The following is a 17,814-nucleotide window of genomic DNA, read 5'->3' as shown; positions in this document are numbered from 1 at the left end:
CATGGCTTAGGCGGGATGTGTGATGCCGTCGTTGCGTCGCACCCTCGATCATGAACACTATCCGCCAGCTGTTCCTCGGCACGCACCGCCCGGGGCCTCTTAGGGGTGGTCCCGAGGATGGAGTTCGGTGGCCTTCCCGGATCCGCGTGGGGTGTCTGTGGCGACAGGCTGAAGCATGCGTGGAACCCGGAACAGCGGGCTGGCGGCCCTCGGCGGGATCGCCGTCGCGGCGCTGCTCGCCGTGGTTGGTCACCTCGAGGTGAACGACGACCTGAACCCGTGGTCGCTGACCGTCAGCGACTTCGCCGTCTCCGACCGGGGCGGCGTCATCGACGTCGCCATGGTGGTGCTCGCCGCGGCCACCGCCGTGCTGCTGCCCGGGCTGCGGATGGCCGGACGACGCCCGTCCGTCGGTGCCGACCTGCTCCTCGCCACCTGGGTCGGCGGGCTACTGCTGGCCGCCGTCGTGCCGACGAACGAGCCAGGCATGCCGATGGACACCTCCGCGTACGTCCACCGGTACGCCTCGGTGGCCGCCTTCCTGGCGCTGCCGATCGGTGGCTGGCTGCTGGCGGCCCGGCTGCCCGGCGGTGCCGCCCGCTGGGTGCGTCGTCTCGCCGTGGCCAGCGTGGCCCTCGCCGCGGCGATGGCCTGGTCGGCCTACCCGGGCGACCGGGTGCTGCTCGGTCTCGTCGAGCGCCTGCTCATCGTGACCGAGGTCGCCGTCGTCGCCACCGTGGCGGCCACCCTCGCCCGCTCGCGGGCCGTCAGTGAGGCAAGGGAGCGACAGGTCACTCCAGCTCGTGGAGCATGAGCTGGCGGGCGGCCTCGGTGATCGAGCCGGAGAGGCTCGGGTAGATCGTGATGGTCTGGGCCAGCTCGTTGACCGTGAGGTTGTTCTCCACCGCCATCGTGATCGGCAGGATCAGCTCGCTCGCCTTCGGCGCCACCACCACGCCGCCGATCACCTGGCCGCTCGCCGGCCGGCAGAAGAGCTTGACGAAGCCGTCGGCGAGGTCGTCCATCTTCGCGCGGGCGTTCCCGTCCAACGCCAGCATCACCTGCCGGGCCGGCACCTTGCCCGCGTCGACCTCGTCCTGGGAGACGCCGACGGTGGCCAGCTCCGGGTCGGTGAAGACGTTCGCCGCGACCGTACGCAGCCGCAGCGGCCGGACCGCCTCGCCGAGCGCGTGCCACATCGCGATCCGGCCCTGCATCGCGGCGACGCTGGCCAGCGGCAGCACCCCGGTGCAGTCGCCCGCGGCGTAGATGCCGGGCACGTTGGTGCGGGAGACCCGGTCGACGGTGACGTAGCCGCCCCGGGCGAGCGCGACGCCGTACTCGGCGAGGCCCAGGTCGGCGGTGTTGGGGATCGAGCCGACCGCGATGAGCGCGTGCGAACCGGACACCTTCCGGCCGTCGGAGAGCTCCACCTCCACCCCGTCGGCGGTGCGGCGCACGGCGTCGGCCCGGGAGTTGTTGAGGATGCTCATGCCCCGGTTGCGGAAGACCCGCTCGATGGCCATCGCCGCGTCGGCGTCCTCGTGCGGCATCACCCGGTCGCGGCTGGAGACCAGGGTCACCTGGACGCCCATGGCGAGGTAGGCGCTGGCGAACTCGGCGCCGGTGACGCCGGAACCGACCACGATCAGGTGCTCGGGCAGCTCCGGCAGGTCGTACACCTGGCGCCAGGTCAGGATGCGCTCGCCGTCCGGTACGGCGGTGGGAAGCTGACGCGGGGTGGCGCCGGTGGCGACCAGCACGGTCGACGCGTCGATCGTGTGCTCCGCGCCGCCGTCGGCCGGGGTGACGATCACCCGGTGGGTGTGGCCGAGCGTGTCCTCGCCGAGCCGGGCGGTGCCCGCGACGAACGTCACCCCGGCCTTGACCAGCTTGGCGTGGATGTCGGCCGACTGGGCCAGCGCGAGACGCTTGACCCGCCCGTGCACCGCCCGGGCGTCGACGGTGACCGCCTCCAGCCCGTCGGAGTGCACCCCGAACTCCTCGGTGTCCCGGTAGCCGGTCACCACCTCGGAGCTGGCGATGAAGGTCTTCGACGGTACGCAGTCGGACAGCACGCAGGCCCCGCCGGCACCCTCGGCCTCCACGACGGTGACGTCGGCGTCGAGCTGCGCGGCGACCAGGGCCGCCTCGTAGCCCGCCGGCCCGCCACCGATGATCACGATCCGGCTCACAGGGCCATCCTTTCGTTCGCGACTGCGGGGCTCCGCTCCGCTGCACTCCTCGCGCTCACCGTGCCCGCCCCCGACCCATGCTCACAGTGACTTTCTTCTCCCGAACGCGTCCGACACGCACCGTCGTATTCTCCCCCACCCGGCGGGCGGGCTATCGTCATCGCCGTGCGTCATTACGCCGCCTACGGCTCAAACCTCGATCCCGCCCGCATGCGCGCCTACTGCCCGCACTCGCCGATGGTGGGCACCGGCTGGCTGGAGGGCTGGCGGCTCACCTTCGCGGGCGAGGACGTGATCGGCTGGGAGGGCGCGGTCAGCACCGTCGTCGAGTCCCCCGGCGACCGGGTCTTCGTGGCGCTCTACGACATCCACCCCTACGACGCCGCCCAGCTCGACGAGATCGAGGGGGTGACCGCCGGCACGTACCGCAAGCTGCACGTGCGCGTCTCCACCCTCGACGGGGACGTGACCGCGTGGGTCTACGTCTTCGACGGCTACGAGGGCGGCCTGCCCACCTCGTGGTACCTGTCGGAGATCGCGAACGCCGCCGAGAAGGCGGGTGCCCCGGACGACTACGTCACCGAGCTGCGGTCCCGCCCCACCGGCACCGCGTCGGCCTAGAGGCCGCGGTCCCGGCCCACCGGCACCGCGTCGGCCTCTGCGCGCGTATCCCACGGCCCCCAGTCTGCTACCGGGCGGGCCGCCGCCACGAGCCGACCCCGGCCGGGGTCGTCAATCACACACCGACGGCCGGGACGACCAGCTCGTACATGTCGGTCCAGCGCACCTCGCGCAGCCCGACCGACCGGTAGAGCGTCACCGGGGCGGTCGGGTTGGCCAGGTCCACGCCCAGCCCGGCGGCCTGCCGGCCCTTGGCGGCGTAGACCGTGAAGGCCCGCCACAGCAGCGCCGCGCCCACCCCGCGCCGCCGGTACGCGGGCAGCACCGACAGGGCCCGCACGAAGCCCTCGTTCTGCTCCAGCGCCTGGTCGGAGGACTGGAGCGCGCCGGCCGGCACCCCGTCGACCTCGGCCACGAACCACTCGTCCCAGGTGGTGCCGTGCTGGGTGATCCGCTGCCGCCACCGGTCGAAGTCGGCCGGCTCGTAGTCCGGGGTGTCCCGGAACGCGGTGTCGTAGATCCGGTGGAACTCCCGCAGGTCGGCCTCGTCGTCGCCGCGCAGCGGGCGGACGGTCACCCCGGGCGGGGGCGGCGGCTCGGCGGGCAGCCCGGCCAGCGGCCGACTCATCCGCACGTACCGCTTGGCGCGGGTGAACCCGGCCTCGACCAGCTCCGCCGCCCACCGCGTCTCGGGGGCGAAGACGGCGGTGCGCACGGTCAGCGCCGGCAGGCCCCGCTCGGTCGCGCGTTCGGCGACCCGGTCGAGCTGGCGGGCGAGCAGCGGCGCACGCAGGTCGTCGCCGCGCTCCGGGTCGACGTAGACCTCGACGAACTCGCGCCCCACCCCGGTCGGGTTGTCCAGCGTCGCCCAGGCCACGACCGCGCCCTCGGGGTCCGTGACCACCCAGGAGTCCCGGGCCGGGTCGAAGAACGGCGCGGTCAGCGCGGCCGTGACGTCCTCGGCGTCGAAGTCGGGGTAGCCAACGGCGAAGGTGTCGGCGGCGTGCACCACGGCCAGGATCGCCGGTACGTCGTCCGGGGCGGGGCGGCGGGCGTGCCAGCCGGCGGGGAGAGTCACGGGGGCGATCCTGACAGGCGGGCCGCTGGGGCGCCGCCGATTTTCGCGCGGCCCGGCTCACGCCCGCCGGCGGCGCCGGTGCCGGCGGATCGGCTGGCCGGGCGCCCGAGGGTGGGCGCCCGGGACACCACTACCGGCTCAGCCCGCGCCGGTCGGGCGGGCAGCGGGACGGCGTCCCGGCTCAGCCCTGGCCGCTCAGGTGGGCGCGGGTGGCGAAGAGCAGCTCCACCAGCTCGGCGCCGTCCGCCGGGCCGAGGGCCGCGAACGCCGGCGAGGCCAGCCGATCGGTCACCGCCTCGGCCCAGAGCCGCCGCCGGACCAGCGGCCCGACCGCCGGGTACGGCGGGGGCCAGCCGCAGGCCACCGCGCCCGCCTCCCCCTCCGGCCCGGCGAGCACGGCCTCCAGCGGGGTCATCCCGCCGGCCCGGACCGCGAGCAGGTACGCCCCGGCGAAGTGCTCCCGGAGCAGGCGCAGGCCGACGGCGGCCCGCGCGCCGGCGGTGCGCTCCGGCACCGGCATCGCCCGCCAGGCGGCGAAGAGCGGCATGCCGCTGGCGTCCGCCGCCTCGACCGCGCGGCGAAGCAGCGCCGCGAGCCGCCCCGCCCCGGGGAGGGCGTCGAGGTGCTCGTCGCCCCACCGGCAGCACTCGGCGAGGGTGGCGGCGGCCACGTCGACCGGCCGGACGGTGCGCAGGGCCGCGTCCCACCCGTCGGCGACCGCGTCGGGGGCCAGGAAGCCGAGGGCGGCGGCGACCGTCTCGGCGCGGACGTCACCGAGGGCGCCGGCCCGGCCGGCGACGTAGAACGCCCAGCCGGAGATCCCGAGCAGCCGGGCCCGGCGCAGGGTGGTCGGGCAGCGGGTGTACGCGTCGCCGAGTTCGAGCACGACGGGCTTGCTGGCCGCGGCGACCTGTTCCGGCGTCATCCGCCCGCTCCCGGATCGACCCGTCCGTCCACAGGGGTCAGTCTGCCCCGCCGTCGCCCGCCTCGGCATCCCCCTCTTCGGCGTCGAGGGCCTCCACCGCCGCCTCGACCTCGCCGGCGCGGCGGCGGGCGGCGGTCACCGTCCGTTCCGCCCCGCGGCGGGCCAGCTTCGCCCGGCTCAGGTCCTGCTCGGCGACGGCCCGCCGCCGCTCCAGCTCGGCCAGCTCCGTCTCGATCGCGTCCAGGGTGGCGGCGCCGTCGCGCTCGGCCGCCGTCGCGTCGGCCAGCTCCGCCTCGGCCCGTTCCTGCTCGGTACGCGCCTTCGCCAGCTCCTTCTCCAGCGCCCGGCGTCGGCGGGCCCGGCCCGCGCGGGCGGCCCGCTCCGCCTGCTCGGCGCGGAGCGCGGCCCGGTCGACGCCGGCCCGCCGCTTGCCGGCCGGCTCCGGCCGGGGCTCCGGTTCCGGTTCCTCGCCGCCGGTCACCAGGCGCAGCTGCGGGCGGGGCACCTCGCCGAACCCGGCGTAGTGGGCGGCCCGCAGCAGCCGGCCGGAGCGGACCTGCTCGGCGACCTCGGTGTCGGAGAGCGCGGCGTTGAGGGTGCCCTCCACCTCGGCCAGCGGCAGCTTCCCGGCCGGCGGGGCCCCCTCGGCCTCGGCGGCCAGCTTGCGGACCTCGGCGACGAGCGCGCCGACCACCGCCCGCCGCTGGGCGGACAGCTCCCGCAGCCGGGGCCCGCGCAGCTCGCGCTGGGCGGACCGCAGCGCCTCGGCGAGCTGGGCGAGGTCGGCGACCAGCTCGGGGCGACGGATGGCCAGCAGGTTGACCAGCCAGGCGGCCACGGTGGGGCGGCGCAGCCGGGCGATCTCCCGCGCGGTCTTCGGGTCGCCGGCCCGGCGCGCCTCGGCGGCGGCCTCGTCGCGGATCGCGACGAACCGGTCCGGTGGGGTGGTGTAGAGCCGGTGCACCAGCTCTCGGGGCGGGCCGGGCATCGCCGTCAGGCGTCGATTCGCGTGCCCGGTTCGAGCCGGCGGTAGTCGACTTCGGAGAGCCGGGTGAAGTTGCTGTTCAGCACGCCGAGCCCGTTGTCGTTGAGCAACCCGTCGTGCAGCGCGTACGCCCGGCGCGGGGCGACCGCGCGGAGGAAGTCCAGCGACTCGGAGAACTTCGTCCACGGGGCGTGGATCGGCAGGAAGAGCGTGTCGACCTGCGTGTCCTCGGGGACCACCAGGGAGTCCCCGGGGTGGTAGACCACGTCGTCGAGCAGGTAGGCCAGGTTGTCCACCACCGGGATGTCGGGGTGGATCACGGCGTGCCGGCCGCCGTAGGCGCGCACCGGCACCCCGGCGGCCGTGAAGGACTGTCCGGGTTGGACCGGGTCGAGCGCCCCGGCCGCGTCGCCCAGGGTGCCGGCGAGCGAGGCCGGGCCGTGGATGGGGAACGGACGCCGGTCGAGCTGCCGGGTGACCGCCTCCACGTTCACGTGGTCGGGATGCTCGTGGGTGATCAGCACCGCGTCCGCCCCGTCGAGCGCCGCGGGCTCGCTGAACACGCCCGGGTCGATGACGAGCACTCCCCCGTCGTGCTCCACCCGGAGGCAGGAGTGGGCGTACTTGGTGATGTGCATCGTGACTCCAAGATTATCGAATCGTGATGTCCTGAGCGCAGTCTGCCGGAACCGGCGTGCTGGCGCGCCGCGTCTGACGTATCGCCCCGCACGGGGGCGACGACGAGGGGAGCCGGGATGGACGGACGGGAACGACGACGCCGGGGCGTACGGCTGACGGCTGCGGCGCTGGTCGCGCTGCTGGGGCTGGCCGCGTGCGGCGGCGGCGACTCCGGCGGGAGCAAGGACTCGGCCGCCAGCGCGCCGGAGGCGGCTACGGCGGACCGGGACCGGGCCGGCGGCGCGGCGGAGCAGACCGGCGGAAAGGCCGAGCAGGGCGGCGGCGCGGGCGCGCCGGACCTGCGGGTCGACCAGCGGTCCATCATCTACACCGGCACGATGCGGGTGGAGGTGGACGATGTGGACGCCGCCGCGCGGAGCGCGATCGCCACCGTGACGGCGGCCGGCGGCTTCGTCGGCGGTGACGAGCGGCGCAGCGCCGACGCCGACGCGCGGGCCGAGCTGGAGCTGCGGGTGCCCGCCGCCAAGTTCTACGGGGTCGTCGACGAGCTGGCGAAGCTGGGCCGGCAGCAGCGGCGGGAGATCCACACCGAGGACGTCACCGAGCAGGTGGTCGACCTGGACGCCCGGATCACCACCCAGCGCGCCCGGGTGGAGAGCGCCCGGCGGCTGCTGGCCCGGGCCACCTCGATCAGCGACCTGGTGTCGCTGGAGAACGAGCTGTCCCGCCGGGAGGCCGACCTGGCCTCCCTGGAGGCGAAGAAGGAGCGGCTGACCGATCTGGCCAGTCTGTCGACGATCACCGTGTCGCTGGTCGGGCCGGACGCGAGCACCGCCGACGAGGAGACCGAGGTCGGCTTCCTGGCCGGGCTGAAGGGCGGCTGGAAGGTCTTCCTGGCCTCGATGACGATCCTGCTGACCGTGCTGGGCGCGGTGCTGCCGTGGCTGGTGGCGCTCGGCGTACCGCTGGCGGTGTTGCTGGTGGCGCTGCGCCGGCGGCGTCGTCGCGCCGGCCCGCCGCCGGTGCGACCGGTGGGGCCGGGGGCGTCGCTGCCGCCTACCGCGCCGCCGCCAGTGCCCGCAGCGCGGTCTGAACCATGAGCCGCACGCCGACCGGGATGGCCCGTTCGTCGACGTCGAACGAGGCCCGGTGCAGGTCCACGTTCGGGCCGGAGCGGCCCACGCCGAGCCGGGCGAGCGCGCCGGGGACGTACTCCAGGTACCAGGAGAAGTCCTCGCCGCCCATGCTCTGCGGGGTCTCGGCGACGCCCTCCGGCCCGAGCGCGGCGGCGGTGGCGGCGGTCAGGACCTGGATGGCCCGCGAGTCGTTGCAGACCGGCGGACGGCCACGCAGGTATTCCAGGTCGACCGTGGCCCCGGTCGGCGCGATCACGTCGCGGACCACCTGACCCACGATCTTGGGGGCCAGTTCCCAGGTGTCGCGGTCCATCACCCGCAGGGTGCCGGAGGCGCACGCCTCCGAGGGGATGACGTTGTAACGGGTGCCGGCCGAGGCGTGGCCGAACACCAGCAGCAGCCCGCTGTTGGCCGGCACCCGGCGGCTGACCAGGGCCGGCACCTCGGTGATCAGGCGGCCCAGCGCGTCGACCAGGTCGACGGTCAGGTGCGGGCGGGCGGTGTGCCCGCCGGGGCCGGTCAGCCGGACGGTGACGTTGTCGGCGGCGGCGGTGATCGGGCCCACCCGCAGGCCGACCTTGCCGACCGGCTGGTTGGGGTCGCAGTGCAGCGCGAAGATCTGCACCACGTCGTCGAGGCCGCCGGCCTCGATGACCTCCAGCGAGCCGCAGGGCAGGATCTCCTCGGCCGGCTGGAAGATCAGCCGGACCCGGCCGGGCAGCTCGCCGAGGTCGGCGAGCTGGGCCAGCAGCATGCCGACGCCGAGCATGACGGTGGTATGCACGTCGTGGCCGCAGGCGTGGCAGACGCCGTCCACGGTGGAGCGGTAGGGCACGTCCTTCGAGTCGGTCAGCGGCAGCGCGTCGATGTCGGCGCGCAGCGCGACCACCGGACCGTCGGGGCGGCCGTCGATGTCGCAGATGACCCCGTTGCCCTTGGGGAGCAGGCGCGGGCGCAGCCCGGCCAGGGAGAGCTCCCGGGCGATCAGGGCGGCCGTCTCGAACTCCTCGCCGGAGAGCTCCGGGTGCGAGTGGAGGTGGCGACGGGTGGCGATCAGCCCGGGCACCCGGAGGGCGAGCAGGTGGTCCAGCTCGAACGGCAGGGGCTCGGACCCGGGCGGCGTCTCCGGCCAGGACGACGCCAGCTGGCTGCCGGTCGGCAGCGTCAACGCACTCGTCACGTCGAATTCTCGTTCGCTAGAGATGGATGGATCATCAGGAACAGCAGACAGCCTAGACCTCCGGCGGTGACGCTGCGCAACCTCGTTCCGGTAGTGATCGGGACGCACAGTGTCACGAATGCCCTGCTGAGAGCGCTCGTAGATCTGCGGGACAGCAGGTAGATCGCGGTCGAACGCCGTCATCTGCCCCACACCTCCTACAACGCGTAACCGACTCGGTCGTCACCAAATCGACGCCGATCTCGGGGCCGTCGTTCCGAATTGTCGCATTAGTCGGTCCGATGAACCGACACTCCGACAATTACCCGACCTGTCGGCGACGGGCCCCGAAGACGGTCACACAGCCGGGCACGGAACGACCGCACACCGTGTGCGTCCGAGTTCACCCGGTCGGGTTACCCCCAAACCCCTCCGGCACACGCCGCAGCCGGGTGGGCCGCGCCGCCCCGCCGAACGCGGGGGCCCCTCCGGCGGCGTCGCCGGGCCTGCTCCCGCGGTCTGCGTCGCCCGATCGGCGACGGAGCTGTCTCGACTGTAGCGCTCGGTCCGGCATGCGCCGCGAGCTGCGCAAACGTCCCGACCGACCGGCCCGTGGGGCACCGGAACGGCCGACGGCCGTCCGCCCCGCCGGCGTGGGCAGGGACGGACGGCCGTCGGCGTGGGCGGGGACGGACGGCCGTCGGCCGGAGCGGTCAGAAGCGGTCGGCGGGGCGGTAGAGCCCCCACACCTGGCGCAGCGTGCCGCAGACCTCGCCCACGGTGGCGCGGGCCCGCAGCGCCTCCTTCATCGGGTAGAGCACGTTCCCGGTGCCCTCGGCGGCGGCGCGCAACTCCGCGAGGGACCGCTCGACCGCGCCGGCGTCCCGCTCGGCGCGCAGCCGGGCCAGCCGCTCCGCCTGCGCCGCCTCGATCGCCGGGTCGACCCGCAGCGGCTCGTACGGCTCCTCCTCGTCGATGGCGAACCGGTTGAGGCCCACCACCACCCGCTCGCCGGAGTCGATCTCCTGCGCGATCCGGTACGCCGACTGTTCGATCTCCCGCTTCTGGAAGCCCGCCTCGATGGCGTCGACCGCCGACCCGTGGTCGAAGACCCGCTCCATCAGCTCGGTCGCCGCCGCCTCGATCTCGGCGGTCATCGCCTCCACCACGTACGAGCCGGCGAACGGGTCGACGGTGGCGGTCAGGTCGGTCTCGTACGCCAGCACCTGCTGGGTCCGCAGCGCCAGCCGGGCCGCCTTCTCGGTGGGCAGCGCGATGGCCTCGTCGAAGCTGTTGGTGTGCAGCGACTGGGTGCCGCCGAGCACCGCGCCGAGCCCCTGCACCGCCACCCGGACCAGGTTCACCTCGGGCTGCTGGGCGGTGAGCTGCACGCCCGCGGTCTGGGTGTGGAAGCGCAGCATCATCGACTTCGGGTCCTTGGCGCCGAAGTCGTCGCGCATCAGCCGGGCCCAGATCCGCCGGGCGGCCCGGAACTTCGCCACCTCCTCGAGCAGCGTGGTGCGGGCGACGAAGAAGAACGACAGCCGGGGCGCGAAGTCGTCCACGGCCAGCCCGGCCGCCAGCGCGGCCCGGACGTACTCGACGCCGTTGGCCAGGGTGAACGCGATCTCCTGCGCGGGCGTCGCGCCGGCCTCGGCCATGTGGTAGCCGGAGATGGAGATGGTGTTCCACTTCGGCACCTCCTTGCGGCAGTAGCCGAAGGTGTCGGCGACCAGCCGCAGCGAGGGCTTCGGCGGGAAGATGTACGTCCCCCGGGCGATGTACTCCTTGAGGATGTCGTTCTGGATCGTGCCGTTCAGGGCCGAGCCGGGGACGCCGTTCTCCTCGGCCACCAGCTGGTAGAGCAGGAGCAGCACGGAGCCGGGCGCGTTGATGGTCATCGAGGTCGAGACCTTGTCCAGCGGGATGCCGTCGAAGAGCAGCCGCATGTCGTCGATCGAGTCGATGGCCACCCCGACCTTGCCCACCTCGCCGTGCGCGATCGGGTCGTCGGAGTCGTAGCCCATCTGGGTCGGCAGGTCGAAGGCGACCGAGAGGCCCATCGTGCCGGCCCGCAACAACTGGTGGTACCGCGCGTTGGACTCGGTGGCGGTGCCGAAGCCGGCGTACTGGCGCATCGTCCACGGACGGGAGGTGTACATGGTGGGGTAGACCCCGCGCGTGTACGGGAACTCGCCCGGCCCGCCGAGTCGGGAGTCCAGGTCCTCGGGAAGGTCGGCCGCCGTGTAGACGCCCTTGATCGGGAAGCCGGACTCGCTTGACCGCCGTTCGCTCATTAGCGGATGGTAGGACGCGCGGCGGCGTCGGCGGGTGAGGGATACCGCACACCACGTCGCCGGAGATCGACGAGAGGTGAACTTTCGGGCACGTACTGTCGAGTTAGGGAAACGTCCGTCGCGTCGGCTTTCGCATCGGGCGTCGGAACCAGCAAGATAGGGGGGTTGTGTCCCAGCCCCCCTCGATTTCCCCCGGTGGCTTTTCTGTGACTCAGATCCCGACGTGGAGCGGCGGACCAGTCAGTCCCCCCAACGGACGCGCGACACCCGGCACGACCATCGGTGGTCGCTACTCGCTGCGTTCCGCGGTGGGCAACGGCGGCATGGGCACGGTCTGGCGTGCCACAGACACGCTCCTGCGGCGAGACGTCGCCGTCAAGGAGGTCGTCCTGCCCCCGGGGCTGGCCCCCAGCGACCGCGACGCCATGTACGAGCGCACCCTGCGCGAGGCCCGCGCGGCGGCCGCCATCCAGCACCCGGCCGTCGTCCAGGTCTACGACGTGGTCACCGAGGCCGGCCGGCCCTGGATCGTGATGGAGCTGCTCGACGCCCGCAGCCTCGCCGACATGGTGATCGAGGACGGGCCGGTCGCGCAGCGGGTGGTCGCCAAGATCGGCATCGCGCTGCTCGGCGCGCTGGAGGTGGCGCACGCGATCGGCGTGCTGCACCGCGACGTCAAGCCGGCCAACGTGCTGATCTGCGCCGACGGCCGCTGCGTGCTGACCGACTTCGGCGTGGCCCGGATGCCCACCGACGTGCAGCTCACCACCCCCGGCATGGTGCTGGGCTCGCCGCACTTCATCTCCCCCGAGCGGGCGATGGGCCAGGAGTTCGGCCCGCCGAGCGACCTCTTCTCGCTGGGCGTCACGCTCTACACGGCGGTGGAGGGGCGGCCCCCGTTCGACAAGGGCGACCCGATCGAGACCATGCACGCGGTGGTCGAGGACCCGCCCGCCCCGCCGCAGCGCAGCGGGCCGCTGACCCGGGTGCTGATGGGCCTGCTGGAGAAGGATCCGGCCCGCCGCCTCGACGTGCACACCGCCCGGGCCATGCTGCGCGAGCTGCTCGCCGGCCCGCTGACCAGCAACGCCGCCGCGGTGAACTCGGTGACCGACCCGTACTCGGTCGTCCCGGTGCAGCGGCCGGTGCCGGCCCCGCCGGCCGCCCAGCCGGAGCAGCCGAAGCCGAGCGGGCAGATCGGCGGGCGGGCGATGCTCGGCCCCGACGAGTCGCTCACCGACCGCCTGGCCGCGCTGCGCCGGGGCGAGCGCCCGGCCCCGGCCGCCCTCCCCGCCGGCTCCGCCGCCACGGAGGACACCAGCGCCGACGCGCTGGCCGGGCCGCTGCACACCCCCACCGGGGCGATGCCGGCCCCGGGCGCGACCGCGCCGGCCGGCCGCACCTACGGCGGCCCCGAGGCCACCCCGCACGCCGGCGCGGCCGACGCCACCCAGCAGCTACGGACCAACGCGGCCGGCCTGGTCGGCTTCGGCGGCCAGCCGGACACCACCCAGCGGATGGCAGCCGGCGCGCCCGTCTTCGGCAGCCCGCCGCCCGAGGCCACCCAGCAGCTCGGCGGGACCTACGGCGGCGGCCAGTGGTCGGTACCCGGCACCGGCCAGCCCTGGACCTCCCCGGCCACCGCGCCGGGCGCGGGCGACGCCGGCGGCGGGCTCCCCGGTCGCGTGCGCGCCGTCGGCGGCCAGTTCGTCGGCACGGTCAAGGGCTGGCCCCGCAAGGTCCAGCTCGCCGCCGCCGGTGGCCTGGCCGTGGTGCTGCTGATCGGGGCGATCGTCCTGTTCACCGGCGGCGACGACGCGGCGCCGACCGTTCCGCAGGCCGCCCCGACCTCGGCGGCCCCGGCCGGGGTGCCCGAGATGAAGGAGCACTCCGGCAAGGGCGTGCGGGTCATGGTGCCGCAGGGCTGGGAGCGCAAGAGCGCCGGCGACTGGGTCGACTACGTCGACCCGCAGGACGAGGGCCGCAAGGTGCGGATCCTGGTGGAGAACTTCCGCACCACCTCGATCCGCTGGGCGGAGGTCGCCGAGGAGGGCCTCAAGACCCGGTCGAAGTCGTGCGTCAAGCCGTACGCCCAGCTCGCCATGAACGAGGTGGAGTGGGTCGGCAAGCCGGCGGCCGAGTTCGAGTACACCTGCGGCGAGGGCGAGACCAAGCGGCACGGCGTGTGGCGCGGCGTGGTCCACGAGGGCAAGGCCTACTCGTTCTACCTCACCTCGACCGACGCGAAGTTCGACGAGAGCAAGCCGATCTTCGACGAGATGGTCAAGTCGTTCCAACTCACCGACGCCGGCTGATCGCAGGGGAAGAAGAAGCGGTGATCCGCCGGCGTGCTATCAAGAGGCATGCCGGCGGAAACCACTGACATCGACGACATTCGCGAGCAAGCCCGGCGCTGGCTCGACGACGACCCCGACCCGGCCAGCCGGGAGGAACTGCGGGCGGTGCTCGACCGCCTGCCGGCGAGCGCCCCGGAGCTGGCCGACCGGTTCGCCGGCCCGCTGACCTTCGGCACCGCCGGGCTGCGCGGCCCGCTGCGCGCGGGCCCCAACGGGATGAACCTCGCGGTGGTCACCCAGGCCGCCGCCGGGCTCGTCGCCTGGCTCGCGGCCCAGGGCGGCTCCGGCCCGCTGGTGATCGGGTACGACGCCCGGCGCGGCTCCCGGCAGTTCGCCGAGCGGACCGCGCAGGTCGCCACCGGCGCGGGACGCGCCGCGCTGCTGCTCCCCCGCCCGCTGCCCACCCCGGTGCTCGCGTACGCGGTACGGCGCCTCGGGGCGGTCGCCGGGGTGATGGTGACCGCCAGCCACAACCCGCCGCAGGACAACGGCTACAAGGTCTACCTCGGCGCGGAGCTGGGCGGGGCGCTCGGGGCGGGCGCGCAGATCGTGCCGCCGGCCGACGCCGGCATCGAGACAGCGATCCGCGCGGTCGGCCCGCTGGCCGAGGTGCCGCTCGGTCCCGCCGGGCAGGTCCTCGGCGACGACCTCGTCGCCTCCTACGTCGAGCGGGCCACCGCCGTGATCGACCCGGACGGGCCGCGCGACCTGGCCGTGGCGTACACGCCGCTGCACGGGGTGGGGGCGGCGGTGCTCACGGCGGCCTTCGCCCGGGCCGGCTTCCCGGTGCCCGGGGTGGTGCCCGAGCAGGCCGAGCCGGACCCGGCGTTCCCGACCGTCTCCTTCCCCAACCCGGAGGAGCCGGGCGCGGTGGACCGGCTGATCGCCATCGCCGAGTCGACCGGCGCGGACATCGCCATCGCCAACGACCCCGACGCGGACCGCTGCGCGGTGGTGGTCCGGGACACCGGCCGGGCGGCGAGCGACCGCGGCGAGGTCGCCGGCCCCGCGGCGTCGGACGCCGACCGCCCCGGCTGGCGGATGCTGCGCGGCGACGAGGTGGGCGTGCTGCTGGCCGACCACCTCATGCGGCGCGGTGTCGAGGGCCTCTACGCCACCACGATCGTGTCGTCGTCCCTGCTGCGGGCCATGTGCGCCGCCCGGAGCCTGCCCTACGACGAGACGCTGACCGGGTTCAAGTGGATCGTGCGGGCCGGCGGCGGGGCCGAGCCGCTGGTCTTCGGCTACGAGGAGGCGCTCGGCTACTGCGTCGCCCCGGAGCACGTCCGCGACAAGGACGGCATCACCGCCGCGCTGACCGTCGCCGAGCTGGCCGCCGGGCTGAAGACGCAGGGCCGCACGCTGACCGACCGGCTGGACGAGCTGGCCGCCGAGTTCGGCGTGCACCACACCGACCAGCTCTCGGTGCGGGTGGACGACCTGCGGGTGATCGCCGACGCGATGGCCCGGATCCGCGCCGCGACCCCGACCGTGCTGCTCGGCCACCCGGTCACGCAGGCGCAGGACCTGCTCCCCGAGGCGGACGTGGTGATCCTGCGCACCGAGGCCGCCCGGGTGGTCATCCGGCCGTCCGGCACCGAGCCGAAGCTCAAGGCGTACCTGGAGGTGGTGGAGCCGGTGGCGGACGGCGACGTCGCCGCGGCCCGCACCCGGGCGCAGGCGGCGGTCGCCGCCCTCCGCACCGAGATCTCCGCCGCCCTCGCGCTCTGAGACCCGCCCCGCCCCACCACGTCGACCGTGAGGCCGGCCGCCGGAACGCTCTCCGGGGCGGCGACCCCACGGTCGACGGGTGGACGGGGCCGGGGGTCAGCGGCGAGGGCCGAGGGCGGCGTCCACGGCGCGGCCCAGGGCGGCGACGACGAGGCCCACCGAGGGGCGGACGACCGAGTCGTCGAGGCTGACGTTGCCGGAGAAGCCGGCGCCGCCGGCGATCTCCTCCAGCCGGCGACGGGCGTCGCGGGCGGCATCGCCGCTCAGGCCGAGGGCCGGTTCCATCCGCAGCACCGCGACCAGGGTCGCCAGGGCGGCGGTCCGCTCGTCGGGGAGCTGACCGTCGGCCAGCGCCTCGGCCAGCCGGCGCCGGGTGTCCGCCTCCACGTCGGGATTCACGGTCGGGTAGCGGTGCACGTGGATGAAGCCCAGCTCGGTCTCGTCCACGTCCCGCACGACGCCCTCGGCGCACAGGTCGCCGAGGATCCTGTCCCGCAGGCCGTGCCGCAGCCGCTGCACCCAGGACGACGGGCTGTGCGGCGTGTCCTCGGCGATGCGGGCGAGTACCCCGTCGACGAGCGGCTCGCCGGTGGGCGTCGGGTCGACCACCGCCAGGGATCCGTCGGAATACACGATCCGTCCGGCCAGGGCCAGCTCGATCAGCACCGCGGCGGCCATCCCCAGGTCGAGGCTGATCCGCGGCATGGTCGCCTTGCCGGTCTCGTCGTCGTACGCGAGGAGAAGCAGCTCTTCGGCGAGCGCAACACCAGTCATGGGCGGAGACGCTAGCGGGTGCGCGCATTCCGCGCAGCAACTGCGCGCCGACGACTCGCCGCCGCGGCCGCGCGCCTCGCCGTCGCCGCAGGCCGGGGGCGGCCGGTCAGCCCACCGTGTCGGTGCGCCGGGCGTCGAGCAGGAGCGCGTAGTGCAGCACGCGACGCTTCGGGGCCGTCTCCAGGTATTCGTGCGCGAGCAGTTCACCGGTCGACGGGTGGAAGACCAGCAGCATCTGCGCCCGCTCCGGGTACTCCCCCGTCGGTGGGACGAGGTCGGCGGTGACGGCCACGCCCTGGCGGCCGGCCCGGTCGACGACCCGGCCACGCCACACGAAGCCGGGCTTCTCCGCCAGGATGGTGAGGAGGTCGGCCCGGGTCCGCTTCGGCACCAGGTAGCTGCTGTAGAGCTGGTACGTGGGCTTGGCCAGCTCGCCCGCCGGCTTCTCGGCCCCGAGCCAGCGCGCGAGTTCCGCCCGGTCTGCCGGCAACGGCCTGCTCTCCGGCTCGCGCGGGATCTCCTGGATCCCTTGCCGCGGGGGGGTGGCCGAGGGGTTGGCAGCGGGCGTCTGCGGCCGCGTGGACCAGTATTCCCGGGACGCCGCGTCGGGGAACTCGACACCCAGAGTCTTGTCGTCCTGCCAGCGGCGGCCGTCGTCCGCCGCCCAGTGGCGGCGTTCCTCCACGAAGCTCATCGTGTGGCCCTCGGGCGACGACATCGCCGCGCCGCCCCAGGACTTGGTGTGGTGGTAGGAGTAGCGGCCACCGGTCGTGTCCTGCGGGCCGTCGACCAGGCGGGCGGCGAGCGCCCGCAGGTGCCGCCCGGCCGGCTCACCCTCGACGACCTCGTAGGCCACCGGAACGAGCACGGTCCCGGCGACCGGCTGCGCGGGCACCGCACCGGTGGGCGCCCCGTCCCGGAGCACCTGCGCCACCCCGGCGGAGCCGAGCACGGCCAGCGCGGCGGCCGCGCCGACGAGCATGGTGCGGCGGGGCGCGCCCCGCCGCGCCGGCCCGGCCGGGATCGCGGTCGCGTCCTCCGCGCGGAGGATCAGGTCGTGGGCGGTGAGGGGCGACGGAGGTACGACGGCGTGGCGCGCCGGGTCGGCCGGGCCCAGGAGCTCCCGGACCTGCTGCTTGGTGTGCATGCTGCTGCTCCTCTCAGACATGGGCGGACGCCGGCCGGGCGCCGCGGGCGGGGGTGGGGGTGGCCAGGGCGGAGCGCAGTCGGCGCCGGGCCCGGTAGAGCCGCACGGCGGCGGCGGACCGGGTGCAGCCCAGGACGACGGCGGCGTCGCCGACGCTCAGGTCCTCCCAGCCGACCAGCCGGAGGATCTCCTGGTCGGCTTCGGGCAGCGTGCGCAGCGCCCGGTGCAGGTCGAGCACCGGCGCGACGGCGTCGGGTCCGACGATTCGTGCCGGTACGTGGTCCGCCTCGGCGAGCGGAAGCAGGCTCGGACCGCCACGCCGGGACCGCCACCGGTTCGCCACGACGTGCCGCGCGACGGCGTAGAGCCACGGCAGGGCGCGTTCGGGCACCTCGCCGCGCCGCCGCCAGACGACGACGAACACGTCCTGGGCGAGTTCGGCCGCCGCGTCGGCATCGGGAAGCCGACGCATGCCATACCTGACGATGTCCGGGTAGTGCGCGGCGTAGAGGCTGGTGAACCAGCCCTCGCCCCGCTCACCCACGGGTTTCATCTATCGATCTCCCGACCGCAGTTCCTGACAGGGACACCACGTATGTGTCGCGGGCGGGGCGGATCGTTACCGGCGGCCGGGGCGGAACCCAACGGCCGGGGCGGAAACTGGCCGGCCGGGGCGGGACGGCCTGTCGGCCGAGCGGACCGTCGTGGCGGTCGGGTGGAAGTCACCGGCCGGGGCGGGACGTGGCCTGCCGGCCGGGGCCGCCCGCCCC

The 17,814-nt window shown here is 74.7% G+C and carries 15 protein-coding genes; 5 read left to right on the top strand and 10 right to left on the bottom strand.

All coding sequences use genetic code 11. The features are described from left to right. The first annotated feature begins 175 nt into the window (after nt 1–175). Nucleotides 176–814: a DUF998 domain-containing protein gene (locus ACSNOB_RS07980; protein ID WP_436685933.1), complete on the top strand. Its 639-nt coding sequence runs from the start codon at nt 176–178 to the stop codon at nt 812–814. Here the strand turns inward: ACSNOB_RS07980 and ACSNOB_RS07975 are convergent. Further along, nucleotides 792–2,195: an NAD(P)H-quinone dehydrogenase gene (locus tag ACSNOB_RS07975; RefSeq protein WP_393102457.1), complete on the bottom strand. Its 1,404-nt coding sequence runs from the start codon at nt 2,193–2,195 to the stop codon at nt 792–794. The two genes, ACSNOB_RS07980 and ACSNOB_RS07975, sit on opposite strands and share 23 nt — an antisense overlap. Nucleotides 2,196–2,360: 165 nt before the next feature. Between ACSNOB_RS07975 and ACSNOB_RS07970 the strand changes: the two genes are divergently transcribed. Next, on the top strand, nt 2,361–2,816 hold the full coding sequence (locus ACSNOB_RS07970; protein ID WP_091097949.1) for a gamma-glutamylcyclotransferase: 456 nt from the start codon (nt 2,361–2,363) through the stop codon (nt 2,814–2,816). 115 nt (nt 2,817–2,931) lie between these two features. On the opposite strand, the gene ACSNOB_RS07965 is transcribed toward ACSNOB_RS07970, so the two are convergent. The 4 genes from ACSNOB_RS07965 to ACSNOB_RS07950 all read right to left on the bottom strand — a co-directional run bounded on the left by ACSNOB_RS07965 (nt 2,932) and on the right by ACSNOB_RS07950 (nt 6,442). Then, a complete protein-coding gene (locus ACSNOB_RS07965; protein ID WP_436685932.1) occupies nt 2,932–3,894 on the bottom strand; it encodes an N-acetyltransferase family protein in 963 nt (320 codons plus the stop codon). A gap of 181 nt (nt 3,895–4,075) precedes the next feature. Then, entirely contained in the window at nt 4,076–4,819 is a 744-nt protein-coding gene (locus ACSNOB_RS07960; protein WP_393102455.1) for an SCO6745 family protein, read from the bottom strand. Nucleotides 4,820–4,856: 37 nt separating this feature from the next. Continuing rightward, nucleotides 4,857–5,807, bottom strand: a complete 951-nt coding sequence (locus ACSNOB_RS07955) for a hypothetical protein (protein ID WP_436685931.1) — start codon at nt 5,805–5,807, stop codon at nt 4,857–4,859. A gap of 5 nt (nt 5,808–5,812) precedes the next feature. Then, nucleotides 5,813–6,442 carry an MBL fold metallo-hydrolase gene (locus ACSNOB_RS07950; protein ID WP_436685930.1) on the bottom strand — a complete coding sequence of 210 codons (630 nt, stop codon included), beginning with the start codon at nt 6,440–6,442 and terminating at the stop codon, nt 5,813–5,815. A gap of 117 nt (nt 6,443–6,559) precedes the next feature. Between ACSNOB_RS07950 and ACSNOB_RS07945 the strand changes: the two genes are divergently transcribed. Further along, entirely contained in the window at nt 6,560–7,543 is a 984-nt protein-coding gene (locus tag ACSNOB_RS07945; protein ID WP_436685929.1) for a DUF4349 domain-containing protein, read from the top strand. Here ACSNOB_RS07945 and ACSNOB_RS07940 read toward each other — a convergent pair. Together ACSNOB_RS07940 and ACSNOB_RS07935 are read right to left on the bottom strand one after the other, a co-directional pair. After that, nucleotides 7,500–8,759: an amidohydrolase gene (locus tag ACSNOB_RS07940; RefSeq protein ID WP_393102451.1), complete on the bottom strand. Its 1,260-nt coding sequence runs from the start codon at nt 8,757–8,759 to the stop codon at nt 7,500–7,502. The two genes, ACSNOB_RS07945 and ACSNOB_RS07940, sit on opposite strands and share 44 nt — an antisense overlap. A 692-nt stretch (nt 8,760–9,451) precedes the next feature. Next, the gene (locus tag ACSNOB_RS07935; protein ID WP_436685928.1) at nt 9,452–11,035 is read right to left on the bottom strand and encodes an acyl-CoA mutase large subunit family protein; all 1,584 of its coding nucleotides are present in this window, start codon (nt 11,033–11,035) and stop codon (nt 9,452–9,454) included. A gap of 206 nt (nt 11,036–11,241) precedes the next feature. On the opposite strand from ACSNOB_RS07935, the gene ACSNOB_RS07930 reads away from it, so the two are divergent. Beyond that, nucleotides 11,242–13,350, top strand: a complete 2,109-nt coding sequence (locus ACSNOB_RS07930) for a protein kinase domain-containing protein (RefSeq protein ID WP_436685927.1) — start codon at nt 11,242–11,244, stop codon at nt 13,348–13,350. Nucleotides 13,351–13,398: 48 nt separating this feature from the next. Next, nucleotides 13,399–15,123, top strand: a complete 1,725-nt coding sequence (locus ACSNOB_RS07925) for a phospho-sugar mutase (RefSeq protein ID WP_436685926.1) — start codon at nt 13,399–13,401, stop codon at nt 15,121–15,123. A gap of 96 nt (nt 15,124–15,219) precedes the next feature. Here ACSNOB_RS07925 and ACSNOB_RS07920 read toward each other — a convergent pair whose 3' ends face one another. From ACSNOB_RS07920 to ACSNOB_RS07910, 3 genes are all read right to left on the bottom strand, one after another. Further along, on the bottom strand, nt 15,220–15,897 hold the full coding sequence (locus tag ACSNOB_RS07920; protein ID WP_436685925.1) for a GOLPH3/VPS74 family protein: 678 nt from the start codon (nt 15,895–15,897) through the stop codon (nt 15,220–15,222). Between the two features lie 106 nt (nt 15,898–16,003). Next, on the bottom strand, nt 16,004–17,044 hold the full coding sequence (locus ACSNOB_RS07915) for a CU044_5270 family protein (RefSeq protein ID WP_436685924.1): 1,041 nt from the start codon (nt 17,042–17,044) through the stop codon (nt 16,004–16,006). Nucleotides 17,045–17,057: 13 nt separating this feature from the next. Further along, the gene (locus ACSNOB_RS07910; protein WP_393102445.1) at nt 17,058–17,597 is read right to left on the bottom strand and encodes an RNA polymerase sigma factor; all 540 of its coding nucleotides are present in this window, start codon (nt 17,595–17,597) and stop codon (nt 17,058–17,060) included. Nucleotides 17,598–17,814 lie beyond the last annotated feature (217 nt).

Origin of the sequence: Micromonospora sp. URMC 106, assembly GCF_051386395.1 — a bacterium.
Classification (GTDB): Bacteria; Actinomycetota; Actinomycetes; order Mycobacteriales; family Micromonosporaceae; genus Micromonospora.
This window is presented reverse-complemented; position numbering and strand designations above follow the sequence as displayed.

Excerpts from the sequence above, each read along its gene's own strand:
- ACSNOB_RS07980 (WP_436685933.1), top strand. The coding sequence starts at position 176 with ATGCGTGGAACCCGGAACAGCGGGCTGGCGGCCCTCGGCGGGATCGCC.
- ACSNOB_RS07960 (WP_393102455.1), bottom strand. The coding sequence starts at position 4,819 with ATGACGCCGGAACAGGTCGCCGCGGCCAGCAAGCCCGTCGTGCTCGAA.
- ACSNOB_RS07955 (WP_436685931.1), bottom strand. The coding sequence starts at position 5,807 with ATGCCCGGCCCGCCCCGAGAGCTGGTGCACCGGCTCTACACCACCCCA.
- ACSNOB_RS07950 (WP_436685930.1), bottom strand. The coding sequence starts at position 6,442 with ATGCACATCACCAAGTACGCCCACTCCTGCCTCCGGGTGGAGCACGAC.
- ACSNOB_RS07945 (WP_436685929.1), top strand. The coding sequence starts at position 6,560 with ATGGACGGACGGGAACGACGACGCCGGGGCGTACGGCTGACGGCTGCG.
- ACSNOB_RS07935 (WP_436685928.1), bottom strand. The coding sequence starts at position 11,035 with ATGAGCGAACGGCGGTCAAGCGAGTCCGGCTTCCCGATCAAGGGCGTC.
- ACSNOB_RS07925 (WP_436685926.1), top strand. The coding sequence starts at position 13,399 with ATGCCGGCGGAAACCACTGACATCGACGACATTCGCGAGCAAGCCCGG.
- ACSNOB_RS07920 (WP_436685925.1), bottom strand. The coding sequence starts at position 15,897 with ATGACTGGTGTTGCGCTCGCCGAAGAGCTGCTTCTCCTCGCGTACGAC.
- ACSNOB_RS07915 (WP_436685924.1), bottom strand. The coding sequence starts at position 17,044 with ATGCACACCAAGCAGCAGGTCCGGGAGCTCCTGGGCCCGGCCGACCCG.
- ACSNOB_RS07910 (WP_393102445.1), bottom strand. The coding sequence starts at position 17,597 with ATGAAACCCGTGGGTGAGCGGGGCGAGGGCTGGTTCACCAGCCTCTAC.